Origin of the sequence: Noviherbaspirillum pedocola, assembly GCF_016632335.1 — a bacterium.
Lineage (GTDB): Bacteria > Pseudomonadota > Gammaproteobacteria > Burkholderiales > Burkholderiaceae_D > Noviherbaspirillum_A > Noviherbaspirillum_A pedocola.
Map to the genome: position 1 here is coordinate 1 of NZ_JAEPBG010000040.1, position 24,091 is coordinate 24,091.

The 24,091-nt window shown below is 56.4% G+C and carries 22 protein-coding genes and 4 pseudogenes; 13 read left to right on the forward strand and 13 right to left on the reverse strand.

The window, feature by feature from the left end; all coding sequences use genetic code 11:
- Positions 1 to 167: 167 nt before the first annotated feature.
- From JJB74_RS34270 to JJB74_RS31425, 3 genes and pseudogenes are all read left to right on the forward strand, one after another.
- Positions 168 to 359 (forward strand): annotated as a pseudogene (locus JJB74_RS34270) (DinB/UmuC family translesion DNA polymerase); the annotation flags it as partial.
- A 163-nt stretch (positions 360 to 522) separates the two neighbouring features.
- Positions 523 to 612, forward strand: a pseudogene (locus JJB74_RS34275) (DUF4113 domain-containing protein); the annotation flags it as partial.
- 536 nt (positions 613 to 1,148) lie between these two features.
- Positions 1,149 to 1,469 (forward strand): hypothetical protein, encoded by a 321-nt coding sequence (locus JJB74_RS31425; RefSeq protein ID WP_200598502.1) that lies wholly within the window; start codon positions 1,149 to 1,151, stop codon positions 1,467 to 1,469.
- A 489-nt stretch (positions 1,470 to 1,958) separates the two neighbouring features.
- Here the strand turns inward: JJB74_RS31425 and JJB74_RS31430 are convergent, their stop codons facing one another.
- The 7 genes from JJB74_RS31430 to JJB74_RS31460 form a co-directional block, all read right to left on the reverse strand.
- Complete coding sequence (locus JJB74_RS31430; RefSeq protein ID WP_200598503.1) at positions 1,959 to 2,162, reverse strand: cold-shock protein; 204 nt, start codon at positions 2,160 to 2,162, stop codon at positions 1,959 to 1,961.
- 165 nt (positions 2,163 to 2,327) lie between these two features.
- Complete coding sequence (locus JJB74_RS31435) at positions 2,328 to 2,531, reverse strand: cold-shock protein (protein WP_200598504.1); 204 nt, start codon at positions 2,529 to 2,531, stop codon at positions 2,328 to 2,330.
- Positions 2,532 to 2,974: 443 nt separating this feature from the next.
- Positions 2,975 to 3,307 (reverse strand): BrnA antitoxin family protein, encoded by a 333-nt coding sequence (locus JJB74_RS31440; RefSeq protein WP_200598505.1) that lies wholly within the window; start codon positions 3,305 to 3,307, stop codon positions 2,975 to 2,977.
- Entirely contained in the window at positions 3,288 to 3,560 is a 273-nt protein-coding gene (locus tag JJB74_RS31445) for a BrnT family toxin (protein WP_200598506.1), read from the reverse strand. The genes JJB74_RS31440 and JJB74_RS31445 overlap by 20 nt, the downstream gene beginning before the upstream one ends.
- A gap of 165 nt (positions 3,561 to 3,725) precedes the next feature.
- Positions 3,726 to 4,022, reverse strand: a complete 297-nt coding sequence (hfq, locus tag JJB74_RS31450) for an RNA chaperone Hfq (RefSeq protein ID WP_234485024.1) — start codon at positions 4,020 to 4,022, stop codon at positions 3,726 to 3,728.
- 376 nt (positions 4,023 to 4,398) lie between these two features.
- Positions 4,399 to 5,766: a hypothetical protein gene (locus JJB74_RS31455; protein ID WP_200598507.1), complete on the reverse strand. Its 1,368-nt coding sequence runs from the start codon at positions 5,764 to 5,766 to the stop codon at positions 4,399 to 4,401.
- Between the two features lie 499 nt (positions 5,767 to 6,265).
- Positions 6,266 to 7,234, reverse strand: coding sequence for an EAL domain-containing protein (locus JJB74_RS31460; RefSeq protein WP_234485025.1), 969 nt, complete (start codon positions 7,232 to 7,234; stop codon positions 6,266 to 6,268).
- 110 nt (positions 7,235 to 7,344) lie between these two features.
- Between JJB74_RS31460 and JJB74_RS31465 the strand changes: the two genes are divergently transcribed.
- From JJB74_RS31465 to JJB74_RS31490, 6 genes are all read left to right on the forward strand, one after another.
- A complete protein-coding gene (locus JJB74_RS31465) occupies positions 7,345 to 8,322 on the forward strand; it encodes an IS630 family transposase (protein ID WP_234485026.1) in 978 nt (325 codons plus the stop codon).
- A 591-nt stretch (positions 8,323 to 8,913) separates the two neighbouring features.
- A complete protein-coding gene (gene dnaK, locus JJB74_RS31470) occupies positions 8,914 to 10,836 on the forward strand; it encodes a molecular chaperone DnaK (RefSeq protein ID WP_200598509.1) in 1,923 nt (640 codons plus the stop codon).
- A 244-nt stretch (positions 10,837 to 11,080) separates the two neighbouring features.
- The gene (locus JJB74_RS31475) at positions 11,081 to 11,518 is read left to right on the forward strand and encodes an Hsp20/alpha crystallin family protein (protein ID WP_200598510.1); all 438 of its coding nucleotides are present in this window, start codon (positions 11,081 to 11,083) and stop codon (positions 11,516 to 11,518) included.
- A 149-nt stretch (positions 11,519 to 11,667) separates the two neighbouring features.
- Entirely contained in the window at positions 11,668 to 12,042 is a 375-nt protein-coding gene (locus JJB74_RS31480; RefSeq protein ID WP_325170208.1) for an Hsp20/alpha crystallin family protein, read from the forward strand.
- 59 nt (positions 12,043 to 12,101) lie between these two features.
- Positions 12,102 to 12,599, forward strand: a complete 498-nt coding sequence (locus JJB74_RS31485) for a phosphate-starvation-inducible PsiE family protein (protein ID WP_200598511.1) — start codon at positions 12,102 to 12,104, stop codon at positions 12,597 to 12,599.
- A gap of 40 nt (positions 12,600 to 12,639) precedes the next feature.
- On the forward strand, positions 12,640 to 12,831 hold the full coding sequence (locus JJB74_RS31490) for a hypothetical protein (RefSeq protein ID WP_200598512.1): 192 nt from the start codon (positions 12,640 to 12,642) through the stop codon (positions 12,829 to 12,831).
- 148 nt (positions 12,832 to 12,979) lie between these two features.
- On the opposite strand, the gene JJB74_RS31495 is transcribed toward JJB74_RS31490, so the two are convergent.
- The 3 genes from JJB74_RS31495 to JJB74_RS31505 all read right to left on the reverse strand — a co-directional run bounded on the left by JJB74_RS31495 (position 12,980) and on the right by JJB74_RS31505 (position 14,329).
- Positions 12,980 to 13,348 carry an SPW repeat protein gene (locus JJB74_RS31495; RefSeq protein WP_200598513.1) on the reverse strand — a complete coding sequence of 123 codons (369 nt, stop codon included), beginning with the start codon at positions 13,346 to 13,348 and terminating at the stop codon, positions 12,980 to 12,982.
- Between the two features lie 111 nt (positions 13,349 to 13,459).
- Positions 13,460 to 13,864, reverse strand: coding sequence for an Hsp20/alpha crystallin family protein (locus JJB74_RS31500; RefSeq protein WP_200598514.1), 405 nt, complete (start codon positions 13,862 to 13,864; stop codon positions 13,460 to 13,462).
- Positions 13,865 to 13,879: 15 nt separating this feature from the next.
- Positions 13,880 to 14,329, reverse strand: a complete 450-nt coding sequence (locus JJB74_RS31505; protein ID WP_200598515.1) for an Hsp20/alpha crystallin family protein — start codon at positions 14,327 to 14,329, stop codon at positions 13,880 to 13,882.
- A 472-nt stretch (positions 14,330 to 14,801) separates the two neighbouring features.
- Here JJB74_RS31505 and JJB74_RS31510 point away from each other — a divergent pair, with 472 nt between their 5' ends.
- Positions 14,802 to 15,821, forward strand: a complete 1,020-nt coding sequence (locus tag JJB74_RS31510; RefSeq protein ID WP_200598516.1) for an aldo/keto reductase — start codon at positions 14,802 to 14,804, stop codon at positions 15,819 to 15,821.
- Positions 15,822 to 15,981: 160 nt separating this feature from the next.
- Here the strand turns inward: JJB74_RS31510 and JJB74_RS31515 are convergent, their stop codons facing one another.
- Entirely contained in the window at positions 15,982 to 17,151 is a 1,170-nt protein-coding gene (locus tag JJB74_RS31515) for a sensor histidine kinase (protein WP_200598517.1), read from the reverse strand.
- Positions 17,152 to 17,741: 590 nt separating this feature from the next.
- Between JJB74_RS31515 and JJB74_RS31520 the strand changes: the two genes are divergently transcribed.
- A complete protein-coding gene (locus JJB74_RS31520) occupies positions 17,742 to 18,887 on the forward strand; it encodes an IS30 family transposase (RefSeq protein WP_200598518.1) in 1,146 nt (381 codons plus the stop codon).
- Positions 18,888 to 18,901: 14 nt separating this feature from the next.
- Positions 18,902 to 19,804 (forward strand): annotated as a pseudogene (locus JJB74_RS31525) (IS3 family transposase); the annotation flags it as partial.
- 33 nt (positions 19,805 to 19,837) lie between these two features.
- Here the strand turns inward: JJB74_RS31525 and JJB74_RS31530 are convergent.
- Positions 19,838 to 21,157, reverse strand: coding sequence for an IS701 family transposase (locus tag JJB74_RS31530; RefSeq protein ID WP_200598519.1), 1,320 nt, complete (start codon positions 21,155 to 21,157; stop codon positions 19,838 to 19,840).
- A gap of 532 nt (positions 21,158 to 21,689) precedes the next feature.
- Between JJB74_RS31530 and JJB74_RS31540 the strand changes: the two are divergent.
- Positions 21,690 to 22,540, forward strand: a pseudogene (locus JJB74_RS31540) (ISAzo13 family transposase).
- A gap of 442 nt (positions 22,541 to 22,982) precedes the next feature.
- Here the strand turns inward: JJB74_RS31540 and JJB74_RS31545 are convergent.
- Complete coding sequence (locus JJB74_RS31545) at positions 22,983 to 23,882, reverse strand: LysR family transcriptional regulator (protein ID WP_200598521.1); 900 nt, start codon at positions 23,880 to 23,882, stop codon at positions 22,983 to 22,985.
- Positions 23,883 to 24,091 lie beyond the last annotated feature (209 nt).

Sequence of the window (24,091 nt, forward strand, 5' to 3'; positions counted from 1 at the left end):
TGGAAAGAATGCTTCCCAAGGTCAATGCCGATCAGTATGACGTCTTGCATGATGGTCTCCTCGCTCAGAAAGTAAAACACCCACAAGGGTAACCGCTCGTAGGATGAAGGGTGACCATTTCATTACCGCCGCAGGCCTGAACCACTTCCTTCACGCAGGCCACGGAAAAGCTGCGGGCTCAGCATTCGGGCGCCGATGCCATTCATATGTTCGTGATGACTAACCGCTTCCGCGAGCACGATCCGCAATACTGCAATGGCATTACCGTCCCATTGCCTAACCCGAGCGCGGATACGATGGATCTCGCCTGCGCAGCGCTGGCCGGGCCGCCGCGATCTATCGCAAAGGCTACAAGTTAAAAGAAGGAATCGTCCTGCTCAACATTTCCTTGGCCGGTGTGGTTTAGGGCTCGCTGTTCGACCGGGTGGAGGTGCAGAACCGGGATTCGGATGCGGTGATGGCGGCGCCCGACGGGACGAATAAGCGCTTTGGCCGCGACACGGTGCGGCGGCTTCTGCCGGCACGCAGAATTGCTGGGGGCCGCGGGCTGAACACAAGGCGCCGCGCTACACGCCCCGATGGAGTGAGCTGGCGAAGGTTTTCGTGAAGTGATGAGGATCATGCATCTGCGCATGTCTCTTAATACTGGATGGATGGATGGGCGAAAATCGTTGCTGTCATACATCCATCGATTGGAGAGGAGGGATGTCATATTGACCGATCTTCACCACCTGACTGTCCACACTGGACACGCTCGCATGTTGCCGCGATGGCAAGTCGAGGAGGCCAGCATCCAGACCGCGAGCAACTGGATCAAGAGCGGGAAAGTCACGCGCGACCTGTTTCCAGGATATGAATTCTCGTATGAGCCGACTGGCGCCAATCTGGTGTCTCATCTTCATCACAATGGTCAGCGCGTGGAGACCTTCGTCGTCGGTGTGGATGACCGGGCGCAGCAGTTAGTCAGAAAGATCGCGGCCGAGCTGGCGCCTACTGGCATCCTGAGAACTTGCCGCTGCCGTTCTGCGCTGTCTTCTTCGCCCCGGACATCGACCGCAGCGAGACGGAAGACAAACTGTGGATGGGAGATTACGAGCGCGTAGTTGCATGGACATGGATCGAAGCAAATCACCGATAGGAGGCCCGCCATGATGCAGAAGACCTATATTGTGATACCGGACGATGTACGTTTCGAGGATTTGAACCTGAGCCGCGACCCCGTGACCAGCATGGTGGAGTTCGATATGGACCCGCTCGAGCGCATTTGTGAGGCCAACGATCTCGACATTAGCGCGCTGACCGGCGACGATGAAGACATTGTTGGCGGGTTTCTCAATGCCTGGTATCGCGCGCATCGCGAAAGCGGCGGAGCGCCTGACGCGGTGCAGGAACAGCTGCTTGCTGAAGTCGCAGCGGAGAAAGAGTTCGGCTTTGCAAATGTGCAGACGGGACCGAGCACGCTACAGTGAGATGAGGCGATTCCGATAAAGAGCGCATAGCCGGGAAGGTGCCTCAACCTCTCCGATGCACGGCTTCTTATGAGAAACTTGCACGGTACAATCTCTGCGTTCTTGGCGGTTGTTTCGTAAATTCGTATCGTGCGGCATGGCTACTGGCCGCTGCACCGGCAATCCATGCTCAATCACATTTGTTTGCCAGCCTAACCGGCACCTCGGGCGAGTAATACCCGGCTATGACTGCTCACTGTGAAAAACCGCTATGAAAATGGGCTGATCACTGCGGAGAGGTTCGTTGAGCGGGAAAAGAGCTAAAAAAGAAACAAGATAAAAACGAGGTGATCCGCAAGGCGGAAAGGAGCAATTGGAACAGCCAATAACGTTTCTGTTGTCAGCTAATGATCAAACCAGGCACAAACCGAGACTTATCCCCCGGCTATGAGCGGGGGAATAAGTTTCTGCAGAACGATTTGCCCGAAAGACAAACTGTCGTGGTGGCTGTTACGCGGGCTTGATGTTCGATGCCTGCTTGCCCTTCGGACCCTGGGTCACATCAAAGCTTACTTTCTGGCCTTCCTGAAGCGACTTGAAGCCGTTCGACTGGATGGCAGAGAAGTGAGCGAACAAATCCTCGCCGCCGCCATCCGGTGTAATAAAGCCAAAACCCTTGCTGTCGTTGAACCACTTGACCGTACCTGTTGCCATTTCTCTACTCACAAAAAATTTTATGCCCCGACAAATATTGCCGGGTCAGGGCCATTCTACGTTCGCTTCACTAGCTGTAAAGCCAATTTTGCAAGAACCGCTTGGGAATGTGGTTTTTAAGCGGTGGCAACTGGTAGGGAAACTATTGCCCTTGGCTAGAGGAGGTTACTCCGGCCGGATGGCGGATGCCTGCATGCCCCGATCGCCGCGGGTCGGCTCGAAGCTCACGCGCTGGCCTTCCTTGAGCGACTTGAATCCAGCCGCTTGAATGGCCGAATAGTGGGCGAACAAATCTTCGCCGCCACCATTCGGCGTAATAAAGCCGAATCCCTTGGCGTCGTTGAACCATTTCACTGTACCCGTTGCCATTGTCTCTTTCCCCAATCTCTAGAATGAAATTGCCAAAAAATAACCATCGAGCAACCTAATTCTACTTGTGGTCGCGATAATGTAAAGATCTGCGGGTTGAGCCCCTGATATGGAATTGATCCTTTTTTGACATAGGCTAATTGGCAGCATGGCGTTCGACCATGCACCGGCATAGGATGAGCTGGGATTTCCCGTCAGAGGCCTACCATGATCGGTGTGCACCTGAAGCTGAATGACCCCGATGTTCTATTATTGGTACCAACCACCCTTATACTTAATTTTACATAAAGAGGATTATTGACCTTTTGAGTGGTGCGGCGCATGGAACCAATCCCAGGCTGTATACTCCGGGTTGCATCACTATACCTCTACGGTGCGGTCTGATTACCGGCGGCTTCAGCGTCTGACTACCGCACCGCATCGCCGCATACCACGGGATAAACCTACAGCATGCCGTGTTCGGCAGCCCACTCGCGCAGCGCGGTGTTCATGCGGCTCTGCCAGCCTTCGCCGCCCGCGCGAAATGCTTCCAACACATCGCGGTCGTAACGTACGCTGACCAGTTCCTTCGTCACCGGGCTGGCGGGCCGACCGCGCCGGCGCATTAGCTGTTCGGCATTGTCCTGGCCGAAAATCATCGGCAGCATTTCATGCGCCGGGCGTAGCTCGTCGAGTTCCGCATCCGTCAACTCGCGCGCGTCTGGGTCCGCAGCTGCAGTGCGGGAAATCCGCGCATCTTCCTCTTCTGTGACGGGCTTAGAGATTCTGCGATTCATATTTGCGTTCCTCTCGCTTGTTGGCCTTGCGCATGCTGATAACGCGCATGGCTCCATTCCTCGGTGTGAACACAACCAGATATAGGCGACCATTCAGCATACCAAACGCTTGATAGCGCTGCTCTTCGTAGTCGCGGCGAAGGTCGCGTCGAATCAGCGCGCTCGACCAGTCGATCAAACCGGCATCAGCCAGAGACACACCATGCTTGCGCACATTGTTCTCGTCTTTGGCTGAGTCGTATTCGATTTCCATATGATTATTGTAGCCACAATAAATAAAGCCAGCAACGAGTTTTGCTGGCTTTCTCTGTGCGGTCCGGCATATATCTAATTATGCAAAATTTCCATAATGCAACTTCGTGCAGCTTTCGATGCACGTTTTTCGCTTTTTGCGCCAACTCGTTCTCCAAAAGCCTTGCTACAAACCGGTCGCACGAGAACGCTTGGTCCGCACGATCACGCCTGAATCTTCATCATGCTCTTTTCGCGGCCTCGGATGGGGCTGTTCCGAACCTGCCGGAATGACCGTCGATATGGCATGTTTGTAGACCAACTGCGTTACTTCACTTCGGACCGCAACAACGTATTTGTCGAAAGATTCAATACGGCCATGTATCCGGATACCGTTCACCAGAAAGATAGAAATCGGTGTTTTGTTGTCGCGAAGCTTTTGCAGAAACTGATTCTGCAGGCTCTTTAATTGTTGATCCACCATGAGTCCTATTCATTTTGCAAACGGTACGGACCGCAGCGTCCGACGCTCACAGAAAAATACGGGGACAGACACCGTTGAATGACAGATTCGGCGTATCCAGCCAGTTCATCAGCCACACTTCCGCATCGATTTCTTTTCCACATCTAGCCTTTTGCAGCGTAGCACCGACTTGCAATAGCAAGTTCGCAATATCCGTACCCTACCGGCTTGCAGCAAAGTCGTCACCCATGGTCGACTCACTCCTTCATGTGGGTCATGACCCCGCCTGAGAGCCTTCCTGTACTTTCTTTCAGGATAGACAGCGACTGCAGAGGTTATGTGATCATGCTGACGAGGCGCATGAAAGTTTGGAAGCCGTCGCAGACGGCATCCGCTGCTATGCCACACGCGGCGGCCATTTCGCCCGCTTCTTTGCGTTACTATTTGTCACCCTCTTTTCATTGCGTGGCGCTTGTCGTCTCGGCCCAGCTTGCATGGACGCCGGATTGGCGAGCCACGCATCAAGCTGCTCTCGGACACGGTCTGGGCCACCACGCACCCAGATATAACGGAACCCCAGCGCCCGCTTCAGCACTTCCTCTACCCCATGAGGCACTTCCTCGCGCAAACCGATGACGCGCTGGCAGTCGCGGAATACTTCCGGCCCACGAATGTCTTCGGCCGGCACGATCGAAAAGCGGAGCTGCGGATACAGGAGCTGTAGATCCTCAAACTCATGGTCGCGCGTCGCCACCAGGCCAATCATCGGCTTGAAGTCGCTGTTGGCTGAAGGCGGCAGCTTTGGATCGAACAACGGCTGTACTTCCGCGGGATGACCGATCTCGTCATCTCCTGTCTCGAACGCACCGGTCCACCCTGCCCTGAGATTGTCGTCCCTCATCGGGAATCTCGAATCGTTGCTCACCTGCTCCGTACCCCGCCGGGAGCGTGGCTCCTCGGACTGTCGCGCTGTCTGGACGGCAGACGTTGGCAGCCTTGACGTTGCGCTGGTGAGCTCTTGTCCGGAGAAAGTCTGTACCAATGCGCGGGCCAGTTCTTCACAAACCATGGCCACAAAAGGTCGGGCCAGTTCCGTCAGACTGGTTCTTGATGGCTCTGCTCGCCTCGCCAGCTGGTTGCCACGGTTGTCCTTGGAGGAAAAAGAATGGACGTTCTCGAATACGCGAGCTGACGTGGTGGGGGCGATGGTGGCAGACGGTCGCGCCTCATCGGCTTCTTGGTCCATCGTTTTTTTCAATGGGACAATTTCATCGATCCGGTTGGTTTCCAAACCAGCTGCCCCGCTCACTTCCAGCATGCGTGCGCTCCCAACGTCATCGCTCGCCTCATTCGAACCCACGCCTCCGTCAGCAAACAAATCATGGCTGGCGGCATCAAACGTGCGCAATTCCTTCACCGGCGCCTCCACCGATGCCTGGGCCACGGGTGATGGCGAACTAGCGCTTGTCACATCCTTGTGAGCAGGCGGCGCTAAAGCGGGGAAGAGATGGTTCTGCTGCCCTCTTTCGAACAAGCCACGCAGCCGCGTACGGATCGCTTGAAATCCTTGCGCGATCGATATCTGCTTGCGGCGCCGCTCCACAGGCAAGATGTTCTGGGCTTCAAAGACGTCCCTGGCCTTAATGTCTTCGACTCCGTCGGGTGCCAGCGCGCGTCTTCCTTTCAAGTGGTACAACTGGACAGCGATTTTGTTCCATTCGTCATCGGTCCATTTGATCGGGAGAGCATAGACGGATGTCGTCATGTCGGTTGGCATAGCAACGATTAAACCTTTTTAAGCGCTGAAGAGAGATACGCTCAGAGCGGGGGTGGCAGACTGCATCAACACATTATAATTCCGTCATAGGAATTCATCTTGATCGCCTGCTTCGCCCACCAATCGAATTGCTGAGATACTGGCTCCTGAGTCGGTCTTCGCTGCGCGAACAGAAGGTACTGCTGTGGCGCCGGCGTCAACAACAAATCCATGTCGATGGGATGTCTGAACTGCGTGCTGAACGGCATTCCGTCATGCCAAGGCTGCGGAAAGACAAATAAGGCACTGGAGCGTTACTCTGTCTTGGAAAATGAATTTTTCTGACTATGCCTTTGTCGGCTCGGCTCAATAATGAAATGCGCTGATACGCTGATAGAGTCCGTCTGTAATACATCCATAGTGACGATCGTACTCGCCGCGTCCATGCTTGCATCCCAAATGCGGGAAAACGCATCGCGTTCTATTGAGATAGCAGCGCCACAATAGATCAATGTACGGTGGACAATGTGCCACTAGCCGCCTGCTGAGAGGAGCCGGGGGAAATCAAGTATTGTTCCGGTTCCCCAACGAACCATGCTGGGCGACGTCCACGGCCAGACCAGGTTTTATCCGAGTTCAAGTCTTTGTATTTCGCTTCAACCTTTCGCGCCGTGCCACGCACGGCAAGTTTCTTCGCCTTTTTGACTGCGCCAGCCTTACCGTCTCCCGCGGAGCTTGCACTACTATCTGAACTGCGGCCCTGCGATTTTGCACGTTGCTTCTTCGTTGTGCCTGCCGGTGGTTCCTCTGCTTTCGGTTTAGGGCCACTTCGAGTGGGCCTTGATGCTGGGGCCATGAGGCGCGGCGCGGGATTCCGACCTCCCGTGTATTGGTCCTTTAATGCTTGACGCGATTCGCCGACCGAATCAATTTGCTCGAGCGCGCGCTCCAGCTCGTTCACCTGTTGGGACCACAACTCCAGCACTTTTCTTGCATGGTCAAGATCAGCTTGTATTAACGCGCGCGCGGATTGAAGATTACTGATCATCATGGCTCCTCTTGGTAGAAAAAATTGTAAGACAGACACAGCGCAGTATAGAGTCAATGTCAGTCCACTTGGAGCTTCCGGCGCCAGTAATTCTTCGAAACTTTCAAGTGGCACCGGTGGAGAAAACAGGAAACCCTGGCCGTAGTCGCACCCAGCCTCCTTAAGCAGACTAAGCTGTTCCTCAGTCTCAATGCCTTCGGCAATTGCCTTCAGGCCCAATTTATGGGCCATCATGATGATCGTCTCGGTAATCGTGCGATGGGCCAGATTGCTCGTGATGTCGCGGATGAAGGATTGATCAATCTTCAGGTAATCGATCTGAAACTTCTGCAGGTAAGTCATCGACGAGTACCCAGTGCCGAAATCATCAATCGCCACTTGAACACCTGCATTGCGATACGCTTGCAAACGTTCGTCGACGCCGGGCATCGTATGTACTAACCTTTCATGAAGTAATGCCATATCATTGATATGATAGCGGCATGAAATGCAAATGAACGTCAGATGGTCGCAAGTTCGACCACCATACACTGCAAGTGATGCGGCAGCAGGCCATCAGGGCCGTACGTGAGTGGCAGACTGTAACCAGCGTCGCGGCGGCATTCGGGCTGAACGTGCGCACGGCGTTCAACTGGCTGGCCAAGTATTCCGACGGCGGAGACGAGGCGTTGCTCGCCAAGCCGATCTCGGGACGTCCAGCAAAGGTCAGCGATGAAGAGATGCACTGGATCGCGCAAGCGGTCAGAGACCATACGCCGCAACACTTCGAGCTGGAGTACGGCTTGTGGACCTTGTCGCTGATTGCCAAGCTGATTCACCGCCAGTTTGGCAAGTCGATGTCGCTGGCAGCGGTGAGCCGGATCATGAAACTGCTTGGCTTTTCGGCGCAGAAACCGCTGTATCAGGCTTGGCAGCAAGATGCGGCCATGGTCAGGCGCTGGGAAACCAAAACGTATCCGCAGATCAAGGCCGAGGCACGCGCAACCGGTGCCATGGTGTACTTTGCCGATGAAGCCGGTATCCGGTCTGACTACCACACTGGCACGACCTGGGCGCCGGTTGGCGAAACGCCGGTCGTCGCGGTGACTGGCCGCCGCTTCTCGCTGAATATGATTTCTGCCGTCAGTCCACGCGGCGACTTCCGTTTCATGGTGCATGAGGGAACGGTAACCGCGCCGGTGTTCAAGGACTTCCTGAGCCGCCTGATGATTGGGGCCACCAGGCCGGTCTTCGTCATTGTGGATGGTCACCCCATTCACAAGTCCCGGCTGGTGCAGGACTACGTGGACGGACTCAATGGGCAGCTCCGGCTGTTTTATCTGCCGCCGTATGCGCCCCATCTGAACCCGGACGAGCAGGTCTGGGCGCACGTCAAGCGTCGTGTCAGCAAGCAGATGGTCCAGGGCAAAGACGACATGAAGAAATTGGCACTAGGCGCGCTACGCCGTCTTCAGAAACTGCCTCGGTTGGTGAGGTCCTTCTTCCTACAGCCTGAGTGCCAGTATGCCAGTCAATGACTTTACTTTAAAAAAGGTTAGTAAGTGTTCCAGCAGGGGAAAGTCTTGCCGCGTTGATGCTCCTGGCTTTCTGGAATGATGACGCGGGTCCATGATGACCTTATCAGAATTTGCAGGAAACCGCATATGACAAGCGCCGCTCCCTGCAAATTCCGCAGACCGATTCAGGCCTCACCCCGCATGGCTACTGGGTGTAAGCAATTTTTCAGCGTCGACTATCTACAATGCAGCATATCGTTGCATGTCCGACATGCATGCAGTGACTGAGCCCTTCAGTGAAAGTTCAGGTAGGTTTAGGCATTGGTAGCTACCCTATCTGATGATATTTGGATACCTGCCAGGCAGGGCCTTTTCATATCGGCAGCTCAACAATCCATCCTGAATGCAGTCACGGCAACATGGGCTATGCGTAACGAGCCACGCGGAGGAATTTTTCCGCCGGATGCTGTCAAATGCGCGTAAGGAAGCGCCTGCGTTTTTCCAAAGAAGATTTTTGGTCTAAAACATGTAGGCGCAATCCTCACCGGAGCGGAGCATCGTGCCTTACCGTTCCGACTCTCGGGACATCATGTTTCCTATTAGGAGAAAATCATGGCTAGAGTTATCGGCATTGATTTGGGTACAACCAACTCCTGCGTAGCGATCATGGAAGGAAATGAACCCAAGGTCATTGAGAACTCGGAGGGCGCAAGGACTACACCGTCGATTGTCGCCTATACCGAGAGCGGGGAGATCCTGGTTGGCGCACCCGCGAAAAGGCAAGCGGTCACCAATTCAAAAAACACGCTGTACGCCGTCAAGCGTTTGATTGGCAGAAAATTCGATGAGCCGGAAGTGCAAAAGGACATCGGGCTGATGCCATACAAGATCATTAGGGCAGACAACGGCGACGCCTGGATCGAGGTGCAGAGTAAGCAACTCGCACCACCTCAGGTATCCGCCGAAGTGCTCCGCAAAATGAAAAAGACTGCCGAGGACTACCTTGGTGCGGAAGTCACGGAAGCAGTCATCACCGTGCCGGCCTACTTCAATGATTCGCAACGTCAGGCCACGAAGGATGCAGGCCGAATTGCCGGGCTAGAAGTCAAACGTATCATCAACGAGCCAACCGCTGCGGCGCTGGCATTCGGCCTGGATAAAGATACCAAGGGTGAGCGTAAGATTGCAATCTACGACCTTGGTGGTGGGACCTTCGACATTTCCATTGTCGAGATTGCCAACGTCGGCGGCGACAAGCAGTTCGAAGTGCTCTCCACCAACGGCAATACATTCCTCGGCGGCGAAGATTTCGATCAACGCCTGCTAACTTACATCATTGACGAGTTCCGCAAAATCAACGGATTGGACCTGTCCAAGGACCCGATTGCGCTGCAACGAATCAAGAGCGCCGCCGAGCGTGCCAAGATTGAGCTGTCTTCGTCACAGCAGACCGAGATCAACGAGCCATACATTGGCATGGCTAATGGCGCACCACTGCACCTTAACTTGAAGATTACCCGCGCCAAGCTGGAAGGCCTGGTGGAGGACTTGATCCAGCAAACCATCGAGCCGTGCAAGCTGGCCATCAAGGATGCCGGGATCGACGTCAATAAGATTGATGACGTGATCCTGGTCGGGGGCCAGACGCGCATGCCAAAGGTCCAGGAGGCAGTACGGGCATTTTTCGGCAAGGAACCGCGCAAGGACGTGAACCCGGACGAGGCCGTGGCCGTAGGTGCCGCGATTCAAGGTGCGGTGCTGTCGGGTGAGCGAGAGGACGTGCTGCTGTTGGACGTTACGCCCCTGTCGTTGGGCATCGAGACAATGGGCGGCGTAATGACGAAGATGATCGAGAAGAACACCACGATCCCGACCAAGTTCGCGCAGATATTCTCGACTGCGGAGGACAACCAGCCGGCCGTAACGGTGAAGGTGTACCAAGGTGAGCGGGAAATGGCGGATGCGAATAAGCTGCTCGGGGAATTTAATCTCGAAGGCATTCCCCCTGCGCCGCGTGGGATGCCCCAAATCGAGGTCACTTTCGACATCGACGCCAATGGCATCCTCCATGTGAGTGCGAAGGACAAGGCTTCCGGCAAGGAAAACAGGATCACGATCATGGCAAATTCCGGCCTTACCGAGGAAGAGGTCCGGCGCATGGTGAAAGATGCTGAACTCCATGCCGAGGAGGACAGAAAGCTCAAGGAACTAACTGAATCACGAAATCAGGGTGATGCCCTGGTCCACACCGCAAGGAAAGCGTTGGACGAGGCCGGAACCGGTGCCGCCCAAGCAGAAAAGGAACGGGTCGAGGCTGCTATGAAGGACCTTGACTCAGCCCTGAAAGGCAACAGCAAGGCAGACATCGATGCCAGGTCCGCAGCGCTCTCCACGGCGCTTCAGATGCTGACCAGCCACGCGACTTCCGGCGGGCAAAGGCAGTCGGAGTCCGAGGGCGAGCAGGCGCATCCCAACGCGGGGAAAGGTACGGACGAAGATGTGGTTGATGCCGAATTCCGCGAGGTAAAGCGGTAAGTGCGACCGGACAATGGCACGCTGCCGCCGGCCGGGCCTTTTGGAGGCGACTGAAACGTGGCCGGGGTAGCCATCCATCCCGGGAGCCAGTGTGGTGCTCGCGCTTTGCACACGCCTACGCACGAATTGCCATGTCTGCGGCGCCTGATTTTCGTCAAAAACGGTTGTATGGCACTGCTATGTAGACGAACCATACCTTCTGCACAAGTCTAAAGGATGCCACCTATATGAAAGGAGGAATATCATGTTTCCATCGATGTTTCGAGGCGATCTGGTTTCGCAAATGGACAGGCTTCAGCGGGAAATGCAGCAGGCGTTTGGCCTGGAACCCGACATACGGGGCCTTACCCGAGGCGGTTTCCCGGCCATGAATATTGGCAGCACGCCTCAGTCCATCGAAGTGTATGCATTTATACCCGGCATCGATCCAAATGCGATTGATGTTAACCTCGAGCGCGGCGTGCTGACTGTGGCGGGGGAGCGCAGGGCGGAGTTCGCTGGCGCAGTGGAGCAGCAAAACCTGCATGTCAACGAGCGCTTCGCCGGAAGTTTCCGCAAAGTGATCAGCCTGCCAGACGACATCGACCCGGACGGCGTCACGGCGCAGTGCCGGGATGGCGTGCTGCGCATCAGCATCAAGCGGCGCCAGGAGATGCATCCTCGCCGTATCAGCATCCAGTAACCGAGAAGGAGAACACCATGGCTAACGAAAGCAATATGGCCACGGAAACTGGCCAGAACACGGAATCAAGCGTCGGGCAAAACCCGGACGCGGGCCAAAGTGGAAACGTCGTCTCGGCAGGAGGCGGCACCACTTCAGCCGGAGGAAACGTGCAAGCCCCGCCCTCCAGCCAAAACCGCGCCGAGCAGGAGGAGCCAGCACTGCTGCCGCCAGTGGATGTGATCGAGGACGCCGGCGGCATCACGCTGTACGCGGACCTGCCCGGCGTGCCAAAGGAAAACCTGTCGCTGCAATTGGAACGCGACCGGCTCACCATCGAGGGCCGCGTTGCGCTCGACATGCCCCAGGAGATACAGTCCAACTTCGCTGAGGTAAGACTGGGCCGCTATCGCCGGGTGTTTGCATTGTCGAAGGAACTCGACGGCGAGCAAACCAGCGCCGAGCTGAAAAATGGTGTGCTGAAACTGCGGATTCCAAAGGCGCAGCATGCGCAACCAAGGAAGATCGCAATCAACGTCACCTAATGCCGTTCAGGCGCCTGCCGGGCCCAACCGCGGCCCGGCATCACCTTAAAAAGGTATCAATGGACGAGGAGCATGACATCGCATTGAGTGAAGCAACTACGCGGCGGCGGCGCAGAACATGGGCAATGATGACGGCCTATGAGCGTTTTGAGCAGGTAGTCGCCGTGGTGCTGAGTATTGTCATCGCCATTATCGTCGTGGTGGCGTTGGCGCAATTGGTCCGCTTCGTCATCCTGCTGTTGCTCACGGATTCGCTCAATCCACTAGCCCACGAAACCTTCCAGACTGTGTTCGGGATGATCATGACTCTGCTCATCGCGCTGGAGTTCAAGCACTCAATCATCAAAGTCGTGGTCAGGAAGGACAGCATCATCCAAGTGAAGACGGTGGTGCTGATTGCATTGATCGCGCTGGCGCGCAAATTCGTGATCCTGGACGTCGATGCGAGTCCCGCCAAAATCGCTGCACTGGCCGGGGCCCTGCTCGCACTGGGCGTTGTGTACTGGCTGCTGCGCGAGCGCGACGATCACGCGGCCGAAACCGAGGTAGAGAACTAAGCTTCCACCCCGGTGATTTTTGATCTTGGCTGGAGAAAGCATGTACTACAAAAAGCCGCATGGAGACTATTTCGAGCTAGTGGCCGTCAACCGGATTTATGTGCTGCAGCACAATGGCGCCGACCGCCTCGAAGTCATTCTCGAACTGGCCGATGGAGCGATTCTGAAACAAATCTATACCCGCACGGAGTATGCCGACTTGCTCAATAACCCTCCGCGAGTGATTGTCTAGCCACCGGGTTGTGGCGCTGCGTCGGCACGCTGGACGCAGGCACAAGTGGCGCACAGGGTGGATGGGCGTCGGCCATCCAATGTAAAAGGCACCCCGAATCAGGGTGCCTTCCTTCTTATACGTGCTCTGCACGGCACGACATCCCCAGTCAGGACGCGCTGCCACCACGATGTAGACGATGGCCAAAATCATGGTCCCGCATCACGGCCCATAGAGCCAGCGCCGCAATGATAATGCTGGCGACAACCATGTTCAGCATCGTCACCCGGCTGTCCGAGAATCCCAGAATCCACGGCGATACGACACCCCAGGCACCCAAAACGAAATTGACGATTTCCTCCCAGACTCTTGGCGCATACATGGTTGCCACGGCGACAATGGTCACCGCAGCGCCAAGCAGCCATGCATTCCTTGCCGCCTTGGGCAATTCACTGCCATAGCCCAGTAACCATGGGGATAAGAACAGCCAGACAGCGAGTACAAGATTCACAGAATCCTGCCAACGTTTGCTTTTCATGATTCACCTCCATCATGTCAAACAAGATGTTTATTCAACTTTGCGAAATGTGCCGCGCCATGACAAGCGCGGCGTCATATTTGGCGCAGGAGCAGTCAGCAAGCGCCCTGCTCAGGCAGTGCTGATCTGGATGCGCCTCGGCTGGAGATGCGCTGCTTTCGGGATGTGCAATCTCAGCACACCGTTCTTCAGTTCGGCCGTGGCCTTGTCGCTGTCCAGATCCTTCGACAGTGCGAAGCTGCGTTGATAGCGCGGTGTGTCGATTTCCGCAAAGCGCGATTCCATCTGCTCCGGCAGATCAAGCGCCATCTCGCCCTCGATCGTCAGGCGATTTGTCTCGAGGTGAAGGCTGAGCTTGTCCTTTGGCACGCCGGGCAGATCTGCGAACAGCGTGATGCCGGTAGAATCCTCAATCACATCGACCGGCGGAATCAACGCCTGTTTCGTGTCCTTGGCTGCGCTTTTGGCAACGTCCTGACCGTTGCCATGCTTGGTGATGTTGGCATTGTCGCTCATGATCAATCCTCCTTTTCATTGAACGGAAATGCGACGCGGTTGTGCCGCCTCCTTGCGCTTGATGCTTACATGCAGGATGCCATCCCGGTACTGCGCTGATATCCGGTCTGCGTCCATATCATCCGGCAGGGACAGGACCCGCTTGAAGCGTCCGGCAAACCGCTCGTTCAGGTGCGCGGTCGCCTCTTGTTGGCCGGTGGAGAGATTGTCCGCACGCTCGCCAGAGATGGTCAGCACACCGTTCTCAATAGTGAGGTCAATGCTGTCCGCATCTATTCCGGGAACGAAGACATACAGCTCCACGGACTCGGGGGTCTCACCGATGTTCATGTGCGGGAAGCTGCTGCCGACACTGCCCCGGATATCGGGTCCGAAGTCGAACAGCTGCTCGGCTTGCCTCTGCAGTTCCGCCAACTCGGTGAACGCATTGCGGATATCGCGAGCAAACGTCGATTGATACAACATGATGTCCTCCTTTCTGTGAATTGCCTCAGACGAGCTTTCTCGCGTCACCAAAATATAAATCCCGGCGCGAATTTCAAGAGGGGCGAGCTGTGCTCGGACACCCTAGGCGCTGTTCCGTCGCAGCGCACCTGCGTCGCGCGCGCATGCCTGGGCTCACCGCTGGCATGGAGCAAAACAGCGCGATTTTGCTAATCTATCGGGTTGCGTAAAGATGCTCGGGTGCACCGAAGGCCAAGCAGTTTTGCTGACCTCATCGCACGATCGGTACTTTTTGCCAAGCCCGCGTGTTCTGGCGACGGCACAGGCTCATGAGTGACGCAAGGCGCCAAGGCTGGCTCCTGTCGCGTCATACGCCATGGCCGCGCCAATCCGACGTCAATCGTGCACCCGGAACACGAGCGCCAAGGAAAACCTTCGTCTGGCGCAGCGCAAACTCTGATTCCGATGTGAACATTCTTCGAGAGAGGAAACCATGGAAATCCGCAGACTCGGCCGCAGCGGCCTGAAGGTGACGCCTCTTTGCTTAGGGGCAATGCTGTTTGGCGATCAGACCGACGAGCAGACATCTCACCGCATCATCGACAGCGCGAGGGAAGCAGGCGTCAACTTCATCGACACCGCCGACTCCTATGGTGCGGGAAGATCGGAGGAGATCGTCGGGCGCGCGATCAAGGACGACAGGGACCACTGGGTCCTTGCTACCAAGGTCGGCTATCCAGTGGATCCGGCCTTCCCAGCAGATCTGTCACGCAAGTATCTGATGCGTGCCGTGGACCAGAGCCTGAAGCGGCTAGGCACCGACCATATCGACCTTTACTACCTGCACCGTGACGATGCGACCACGCCGCTGGAAGAAACGGTACACGCCCTGGCCGACCTCATCCGTTCGGGGAAAATTCGCTACTTCGGCGTGTCGAATTTCCGCGCCTGGCGCATGGCTGAAGTGGTCCGGCTTTGCAAGGAATGCAGCATCGACCCGCCGGCGGCGAGCCAGCCGCATTACAACGCGATGAACCGCATGCCGGAGGTGGAGCATCTCACCGCGTGCGAGTATTACGGCATCGGCGTCGTTCCGTACAGTCCGCTTGCGCGGGGCGTGCTTACCGGCAAGTATGCAAGCATGGACAGGCTCCCGGACAGCAGTCGTGCCGCACGCCATGACGAGCGCATTTTGCAGAGCGAACTTCGGAAAGAGTCCCTCAGCATGGCACAAGAGATTAAGGCGCACGCGGAAGCACACGGGAGCTCCGCCTCGCACTTCGCGATCAACTGGGTGCTGAACAATGTGTTGGTGCACTCAGTGGTCGCCGGACCGCGCACCCTGGAGCAATGGGAGAATTACCTGCGTGCGCTGAAGTCACCCTTCACGGCGGACGATGAGGCTCTCTTGGACAAGCTCGTTCCGCCAGGGCATCCGTCCACCCCTGGCTTCATCGACCCGCAGTATCCCGTCACAGGCCGTGTCGCTCGCACCGATACAGCCAGCGATTGAACCTGGGGCGACCTGCCGGCATGGCGGCTGTCGAATCTCCCGCCGCCATACTCGACATGCTTGGTATCCTAATGACGAATAGCTGAACGGCCACGTAAGAGGATGAACAATACGCGTCTGGGACAACTTCACTGATTAGCGTGTCCTGACGCTGGCCTTTTTAAAGTCCCGCCTCCCCGCGGGGCAACTGGTGTTTCAACTGGGGCGACCGCGGCAGATGAATAGTGAAGGTGGTCCCATCTTCCGCAGTCGAAACAAGACCGATGAAGCCGGTGTGCGCCTTGATGATCTCGCTGGCGATATACAATCCCAGTCCCAAATTTCCCACGCGCCCCTGGTGATCCCGTGTCGGCCGCATCGCCCGCCGCTTGATTGGGTCGAACAATGTCTGTTGTGTTTCATGGGGAATGGCTTCGCCCTCGTTGTGAACGGCGATCGTAATTTCCTCTCGCCCGCCGCAGACCGTGACGGTAACCAGACGTTCCGCAGCGCCATGCTGTATCGCGTTGCCCACCAAGTTCGACAACGCCTGCGCAATGCGCGCGGCGTCGAAGCGACCGCGCAGATCTCCACTTAACTCCAACACGATTCTGCGGTCGGCGTGGACTGCCCGCATTTCTTCCACTACATCGCCGCAAACTGTACTCAAATCCGTATTCGTTTGCTTGACAGGGATCCCTTCGCCCGAATTGGCCACGGCGAAGTCAAGAAGGTCACTGACAATAACACTTACCCGCTCAGCGCTGCTCAGGATGCGGGACGCTACTTTCATCTGCTTGCTCGACAAAGTTTCATCGAGCATCAACACACGGGCGCCGACAGTGACAGTGCTCAGCGGAGTGCGCACGTCGTGTCCCAGTATGGCGAGAAACAGGTGCTGAGCTTCCTGCACCATCCGCGCATACCGGGCCACTGACTCCGCCAGCGCCTGGTCAATGGCTTCATTGAACCGGATCATGTCTCGGATTTCGTGCTCACTCGTGGTCTTGGTGCGCCTCTGCCAAAGACGTAGCACGCTGGCGCGCAATGCCCGGTATTCCGCCACTAATTGGTCAATGTTGAATCCTGCCTTCAGGCGCGCGATCGCATGGATCTCCGCCATTGACTCGCCTTCGATTCGCGGCGCCTGGCCGCGTGACTTGTCGACGCTTTGCTGCTCCGTCTGCTCGGTGGCGAGGTCGGCCGCAATGACCTTCAGTATGCCCGCCGCGTGGTCGCGCAGCTCGACGGTGTCGGCGGTCGCGCCAGAAGGATGAATACTTTTGGCGAAATCTTCCCACTCTTGCAGGATCGCCGCCAAGTTGATTGCGATGAAGTCTGATAGACGCATAGGTGCCTTCCGAGAGATTTTTTCCGGTGCGCATTATGCCTGGCAGGGCATAAACATACTGTTACTTACGTTGGTAGGGACACCCGGTCGGCTTCCGCAAGCCGTGAGGCAAGATGATGCTCACTTGCCTCCTGCTTGACGGCTCACACGACAGATTCAGGGCGCCTCTCGGTGATCAAGAGCCTCATCGGCCATAAGAAAAACAGACCATTTCCGGTTCTTCACCGTTTTGTAGCATGAATCTGCGAGGCAGCGCGACACAATGGCAAGCGAAAATGCATGCTGTGGAACCTGTATGAGCTTGTGCCGACCGCTAAAGGCGGCAGAACGGACGTTCGCCAATATCCAGTCGGCGCCCGGTTTGGGTTGAACTTTCGCGCTCCTCGAAGGCGATAGTAGACCATCCAGAGTCTGATACTTTCCCGTCCGTGCTGCGCAGTAGAATGATTGTTCAGTGACCCCTTCCCGCCGCCCATATCGGCGAAGAACCTAAAATACTTGATACGCCTCCGTTTTAACTTTCAGCAAGGTGCGTTCAACCGGTCGGTGCAACAGCCCATGCTTTAATACCGGCTGGAAGAAAGGGATGTATGGAGAGGAAGAAGTACAACGGTCTTTCTGCGGCACAGAAAACGGAGCTATGGCAGAGATGGAAAGACGGTCAGTCGTTAAGTGAAATTGGCTGTGCACTGAACAAGCATCCGGCATCGGTTTATACCATCGTTGCAGCCAACGGCGGAATCGCGCCGACTGCCCGATGTCGTTCACGAATTGCGCTGCGATTGGAGGAACGTGAAGAGATCTCGCGTGGACTGGCGGCGGACTGGTCGATACGGCAAATCGCTCTTGAACTTGGACGTTCTCCCTCAACAGTGAGCCGAGTAATTGAGCGCAATGGTGGGCGTACAAAGTACCGTGCCGGGGCTGCAGACAAGCGTGCCTGGGCGTGTGCAAAGCGACCAAAGCAATGTCTGCTTGCTAGGAACGAAAAGCTGCAGAGGGCTGTTGCAGCAAAACTGCAATTGAACTGGTCACCTGAGCAAATAGCCGGGTGGTTCAAGTTGACCTATCCGGATAACGATAGCATGCAGGTATCACATGAAACGATCTATCGCAGCTTGTTTATGCAGGCCAGGGGCGTGTTGAAGAAGGAACTCATTGGGCATTTGAGATCTCGGCGGCCAACACGCCGCTCCAAACATGTATCCAGCCAGCCGCGTGGACAGATTATCGATGCAATATCCATTCGTGAACGGCCGGCTCAAATCGAAGACCGGGCTGTTCCAGGTCACTGGGAAGGCGACCTCATCACCGGGTCCGGAAATACCCATATTGCGACGCTGGTGGAACGCCAGTCCCGTTTTACCATGCTTGTGAAGGTAAATGGAAAGGATACGGTTAGCGTGGTGAGCGCGTTGAGCAAGCAAATCCGCAAGCTGCCTGCAGAGCTGCGCAAGTCACTGACTTGGGATCGAGGCATGGAGTTGGCGAACCATAAGGAACTTACCATGGCGACCAACGTAGCCGTTTATTTCTGCGATCCGCAGAGCCCTTGGCAGCGAGGAACGAACGAGAACACGAATCGCTTGCTGCGCCAGTATTTCCCTAAAGGCACCGCGCTATCGACTTACTCTCAGCGCGACCTGGACAAGATCGCATCGGAGTTGAATCAGCGCCCCCGAAAGACCTTGGGATTTCAGACACCCGCAGATAAACTTGATGACCTGTTGCAGTGACCGGTTGAGCGTGCCGCGGCGTACTTTGCGAAGGAGTCGCGGTGAAGTACCGGGCCATGGAAGAATTGCGACATCAATATCCATTACCGCCGATGTGTCGGCTGCTGGGGGTGTCGGCCAGCGGATACTATGCTTGGCGCCGTCGTAAGCCGTCGTTGCGTGCACAGCAGGAGCCCCGTCTTGAAGCAGAAATCCAGGCTGCTCACCGGCGTACCCGTGAGACGTGCGGGCCGGAGCGACTGCAGAAGGATCTTGCCGAGCACGGGGTGCAGGTCGGCTTGCACCGCATTCGTCGGCTACGCAAAAAACTAGGACTGCGCTGCAGGCAGAAACGCAAGTTCAAGGCGACGACCAATTCGAAGCACAATCTGCCAGTCGCAACGAACTTGCTCCAGCAGAGATTCGTCACTGAGGCACCGGACCAGGTGTGGACTGGGGACTTGACGTACATCGCGACCGATGAGGGCTGGCTTTACCTGGCCGGACTGAAGGATCTGTACACCGGCGAAATCGTCGGCTATGCAATGGGTGAGCGGATGACACGGCACCTAGCGATGCAGGTCCTGTTCCGGGCTGTCTCCCTGCGCCGGCCGCCGCCGGGTTTGATTCAACACACCGACTGCGGCAGTCAATACTGCTCGCATGAATACCGCGCGCTAGTAGCCCAATTCGGCATGCTGGCATCGATGAGTCGGCGTGGGAATTGCTTCGACAACGCGCCCATCGAGAGTTTCTGAGGAACGCTCAAGAACGAACTCATCTACCACCGGCGCTATGCAACACGCGCGCAAGCCCGGTATGAAATCGCCGAGTACATCGACATGTTCTACAATCGCCAGCGACGACAGGCCCGGCTGGGCTACCTGTCGCCGGCAGCATTCAGGCAGCATTACTTTCAGCAAAAGACCGCTGCTTGACACCGTGTTGGCATACACGAATTCCGACCGACCTCAGTATCGCGCTAGCGTAGTGAATTCGGTGGGTGGGGGCTTGGCGGAGAAGAGCCAGCAGTGCATGAGCCAGTTCAGCGGCGTCAACCACGCCCGCACCGAACGAAGCAGACGCGGCCAGCGACATCGCATCGGCAACCGTACCGTCTGGCTTTTTTTTCGAACCGGGGAATTCACCGGAGCATGCTGGTGTGCCTGTCGTGCCTCCTGCCACCAGCAAAAAGCGAAGGCGCAGCACACCAACTGCCAATGCCGCCGCATCGCCTGGTCGTTACGCACCATGAAGTCGGCCCAGCCCAGCTCATCCTTCATTTGCTTGTAGCCTTGTTCGACCCAGTGTCGCAACCCGTAGAGACGTACCACTTCCTCCAGGGATGCCGCCTCCAGCGGCAAATTGGTGGTCAGGTACCAGGTCGACAACTCCGGCAATGTCCGCCGATCCGTCGTCGCGCAAATGGCGCGTACCGGCTTATTGGAGCCATAGCTGAGGAAGCTTAACTCGATGGCCCACCAGCGTTCGGTATGTCCGTCACGGAAGTGGCGTGTCACCTGGCGCCAGTCACGCGGCCGTACTTCTTCCAGCGCTTCCTTAAAAGAGTGGGCCATGTCTTCTGGTGCCCAACCGCGTCCGACCGAGCCGCGATGCGACAGCACAAAGGGCAGCCGGCGTCGCCGCAACGTGGCCACGAGTTCACGGTGATCGCCATAAAAACAATCCGCCACAATGGCCTTGAACGCCATGCCAGCCGCCAGCGCCCGTTCAATCAGCGCCAGAGCCAGTTGCGGTTTGCTATGGAAAGCGGGGTCCTTCTTTCCTTCGGGCAGACGGCTCTCCGAGGTGTAGGGCATCACATGCAAGGGATAGTAGGGTTGCTCATTGGCCCACAACGTCGTCACTGCCACGATGCCGTTGTCGATCTTGCCCACCGAGCCGAGGTACTGGCGTGCCACATGCTCGGTCGCACAGCCATCCTTGCGGTCGCCGGTGTCATCAACGACGAGCACGCCATCGGGATCGCTGGCCGTCAGCGGTTCCTCGCCCAGCAATTGCAGCGTGCGGGCGGTCACGACGTCAGCGTCCCAGACCGATTCGGACAGGAAGAATTGCAGTTGCTGCACGGGCGCGGTTTGCGCCTGGACCAGCGGCTCCGCACCGGCTAATGCCGTGAGCGTCTTGGGCCGGTCACGCGGCGCCAGAAGACCGGCAAGATAAGTTCGGAAGCTGCGGCGTTGCGCTAATGAATGAAACAGCGGGTCGAAGAGCTTGGCGTAGTCTTCCAGCGGACCCGGTGCTGGCGGACAAGGACGACGTGCAGTCATGGCAGCAGTACCTCCTGCTACCACCATAGACCTTCTGCCGCTACTTTCAACAAACTACCACTAGGACTTGTTAAAAAACAAGGTGGCGGTCTGAAGCTGTGAGGAGCAGAATTGATTTCATGTCCTGGTCGCTGTGAAGGAGACCGTCATGACTGATTCGCCAGTCCACCGTTGTGAATGCCCGCTTTGCCAATCCCGCGAGCCGCATCCGGAACAAGCCTTTCATCATCACATCAATCTGTTTCTCAGTCGGCTCAACGAACCCCAGCGGCGCTGGTTTGTGGCGCTGGAAGCGATGCGTATCGGTCATGGCGGCAAGCATTTGCTGGCGCAGATTACCGGCATGAGCCCAACCACGATTTTGCGTGGCTGTCATGAACTCGAGTCAGATTTGGCCGGATGTCCCGATGCGCACTTGCGAATGCCTGGTGGAGGCCGGCCTGCCGCGGAAGAACGGGATCCCCGATTAGAGCAATCCTTGGAAGCCTTGTTGGCTTCGGAGACGGCCGGTGATCCGATGGGGCGGCGCCCCATGGCAAAGAGTAGCTCCTTGCGTCATCTGAGCGCAGCACTGAAGAAGAAAGGCCATGCCGTCAGTCCTCCGACCGTCTCGAAGCTGCTGCGCAAGCTGAAGTATTCTCCGAAGATCAATGCGCGGCGTACCGAAGTCCGAGGCGCTTCTGCAGCTCAGCGTCATGAACAGTTTGAGCATATCAATGAACAGCGCGAGAACTTCCATACCGCGGGGGATCCCATCATCAGTGTCGACACGAAAAAAAAGAGCTGATCGGCGACTTCAAGAATGCCGGCAAAGCGTGGTGCAAGGTGGCGGAGCCAGTGCTGGTACATGACTGGCCACAGGACGCCATTGGTCAGGCAGTGCCCTATGGCGTTTATGAAGTCAGCGCGAATCGGGGTTTCGTTTGTGTCGGGGACTGCTTTGATACGCCACGCTTTGCCGTGGATACGATCGGCGACTGGTGGTTCTTTGAGGGACGCAAGCGCTATCGCGATGCGCATCGTTTATTGATTCTGGCGGATGCCGGTGGCTCCAACAGTTATCGCTCGCGCGTCTGGAAAGCGCAATTGCAGGAGCTCAGTGACATCGCGGCACTGCCCATTACGGTGTGCCACTATCCGCCCGGCTGCTCGAAATGGAATCCGATCGAGCATCGCTTGTTCAGCCACATCAGCATGAATTGGGCGGGAGTGCCGCTACGGACATTCGACACGATGATGAAATACATCGAAGGCACCGCGACGCGCACGGGGTTACGGGTCAAGGCGTTCCTCAAGCGCGGTGGCAATGAGCTGGGTGAACGGGTCTCGAACGAGGAAATGCGCGCCTTGCGTATTGAAGCGCATACCATTTGCCCAGCATGAAACTATACGATCAACCCGCGCCCAAGAAGCCCAGAAGAAATCGAACAACTTATTTATTGATAAGTCCTAGCTCGCTGATGACGCCGAAATCACGTGTTATTCGAGGTGCCCAGCAATCGACTGCACGCAGCAAGTGGTCGGGTGGCACGAATTCTTCCAGGTTGATGACCTCTATCCGATCCCTGTTGGCATCTTGGCGCCCCATCATGATGGCCTCGCTCGTTTAGCACTGTTCAGCCACCGTAGGACACATCTCCCGAGGATTCAAAGTGACTTTTTCAACAGAATTATTCCTTAAGCGGTCGTTTGCCTTCGCCCACGGGAGGGCCGCTTATGGCGAGATTTTGCCCGGATTTAACTGGCGCTTTCAACGGTAAAAAGTAACTCTAAATACACAAACGCGGGCCCACACTCAAAAAGCGGGTTGGTGACAATCCAAGTATCAAGCATCTATTGGCGCAACTGGTTTTCGCGCCAGTTCGATGAAAGCGCGTAGATAGTCAATCCCGACGTCAGTTTCGCGGGCTCCCAGATAAATCTGCTTTGCAATGCCGTCTCTCCCCAGGCGAACGGGAACGATGTCCATTTTGCTGGCGTATTCGAGCACCAGCCAGCGCGGCAGGGCCGCTACGCCGCGTCCACTGGCGACCATCTGCAGCATGATATCGGTCGTCTCAATTGCCTTGTGCCGCTTCGGCGTCACACCGGCCGGCGTGAGAAACAGGTTGTAGATGTCCAGGCGTTCGGTTGGCACCGGATAAGCGACCAGTACCTCATGGGTCAATTGTCCCGGCTTGATGTAGTCCTCCTTTGCCAGCTTGTGGCCGACGGCTACCGCGAGAACTTGTTCGTAGTCGAAGACCGGCTCGAAGACCAGTCCAGGTTTATAGAGCGGATCGGGCGTTACGAGCAAATCAATTTCGTAGCCAAACAGCGCGCCGATGCCGCCGAACTGAAATTTCTGCTTTACGTCCACGTCGACGTCAGGCCAAGCCGCAAGATAGGGCGAAACCACTTTCAATAGCCACTGGTAGCAAGGGTGGCATTCCATTCCAATGCGCAGGACGCCGCGCTCGCCTCGTGCGAACTGCTGCAATCGTTCCTCAGCCAAAGCCAACTGTGGCAGCACCCGATTGGCAACAACAAGCAGGTATTGCCCGGCCTGCGTCAGCCGCAGGCTGCGGCCTTCGCGTAGCCAAATGTCCGTGCCAAGCAGCTGCTCGAGTTTCTTCATGCTATGGCTCAGCGCCGATTGCGTGACGTGCAGGACGGCAGCAGCAGCAGTCAGCGAGCCATGCCGCTCTACCTCTTGCACGATGGCCAAATGAATGCGCTCCAACATTATCGATGAGTTAAATTCATAGAAGTGTGAGATAAAACCATTTTACTTCATGCTCCGCTCTCTTTACGATCTGTCCATTCATATTTAGAGCCTATTCCAGTAGGGATAAGAATTGAAGTAATGCTTGTCCAAGCCAGTGTTTTTGATGGAGGACATCATGGGCATGGTCAAGCAGGACGACGGATGGCGCTTGCCGGATGAATTATGGG

Excerpts from the sequence above, each read along its gene's own strand:
- JJB74_RS31545 (WP_200598521.1), bottom strand. The coding sequence starts at position 23,882 with ATGTTGGAGCGCATTCATTTGGCCATCGTGCAAGAGGTAGAGCGGCAT.
- JJB74_RS31425 (WP_200598502.1), top strand. The coding sequence starts at position 1,149 with ATGATGCAGAAGACCTATATTGTGATACCGGACGATGTACGTTTCGAG.
- JJB74_RS31435 (WP_200598504.1), bottom strand. The coding sequence starts at position 2,531 with ATGGCAACGGGTACAGTGAAATGGTTCAACGACGCCAAGGGATTCGGC.
- JJB74_RS31440 (WP_200598505.1), bottom strand. The coding sequence starts at position 3,307 with ATGAATCGCAGAATCTCTAAGCCCGTCACAGAAGAGGAAGATGCGCGG.
- JJB74_RS31445 (WP_200598506.1), bottom strand. The coding sequence starts at position 3,560 with ATGGAAATCGAATACGACTCAGCCAAAGACGAGAACAATGTGCGCAAG.
- JJB74_RS31505 (WP_200598515.1), bottom strand. The coding sequence starts at position 14,329 with ATGTTGTATCAATCGACGTTTGCTCGCGATATCCGCAATGCGTTCACC.
- JJB74_RS31465 (WP_234485026.1), top strand. The coding sequence starts at position 7,345 with ATGCGGCAGCAGGCCATCAGGGCCGTACGTGAGTGGCAGACTGTAACC.
- JJB74_RS31475 (WP_200598510.1), top strand. The coding sequence starts at position 11,081 with ATGTTTCCATCGATGTTTCGAGGCGATCTGGTTTCGCAAATGGACAGG.
- JJB74_RS31520 (WP_200598518.1), top strand. The coding sequence starts at position 17,742 with ATGGAGAGGAAGAAGTACAACGGTCTTTCTGCGGCACAGAAAACGGAG.
- JJB74_RS31500 (WP_200598514.1), bottom strand. The coding sequence starts at position 13,864 with ATGAGCGACAATGCCAACATCACCAAGCATGGCAACGGTCAGGACGTT.
- dnaK (WP_200598509.1), top strand. The coding sequence starts at position 8,914 with ATGGCTAGAGTTATCGGCATTGATTTGGGTACAACCAACTCCTGCGTA.
- JJB74_RS31530 (WP_200598519.1), bottom strand. The coding sequence starts at position 21,157 with ATGACTGCACGTCGTCCTTGTCCGCCAGCACCGGGTCCGCTGGAAGAC.
- JJB74_RS31430 (WP_200598503.1), bottom strand. The coding sequence starts at position 2,162 with ATGGCAACAGGTACGGTCAAGTGGTTCAACGACAGCAAGGGTTTTGGC.
- JJB74_RS31485 (WP_200598511.1), top strand. The coding sequence starts at position 12,102 with ATGGACGAGGAGCATGACATCGCATTGAGTGAAGCAACTACGCGGCGG.
- JJB74_RS31495 (WP_200598513.1), bottom strand. The coding sequence starts at position 13,348 with ATGAAAAGCAAACGTTGGCAGGATTCTGTGAATCTTGTACTCGCTGTC.
- JJB74_RS31460 (WP_234485025.1), bottom strand. The coding sequence starts at position 7,234 with ATGCCCGGCGTCGACGAACGTTTGCAAGCGTATCGCAATGCAGGTGTT.
- hfq (WP_234485024.1), bottom strand. The coding sequence starts at position 4,022 with ATGGTGGATCAACAATTAAAGAGCCTGCAGAATCAGTTTCTGCAAAAG.
- JJB74_RS31510 (WP_200598516.1), top strand. The coding sequence starts at position 14,802 with ATGGAAATCCGCAGACTCGGCCGCAGCGGCCTGAAGGTGACGCCTCTT.
- JJB74_RS31490 (WP_200598512.1), top strand. The coding sequence starts at position 12,640 with ATGTACTACAAAAAGCCGCATGGAGACTATTTCGAGCTAGTGGCCGTC.
- JJB74_RS31515 (WP_200598517.1), bottom strand. The coding sequence starts at position 17,151 with ATGCGTCTATCAGACTTCATCGCAATCAACTTGGCGGCGATCCTGCAA.
- JJB74_RS31455 (WP_200598507.1), bottom strand. The coding sequence starts at position 5,766 with ATGACGACATCCGTCTATGCTCTCCCGATCAAATGGACCGATGACGAA.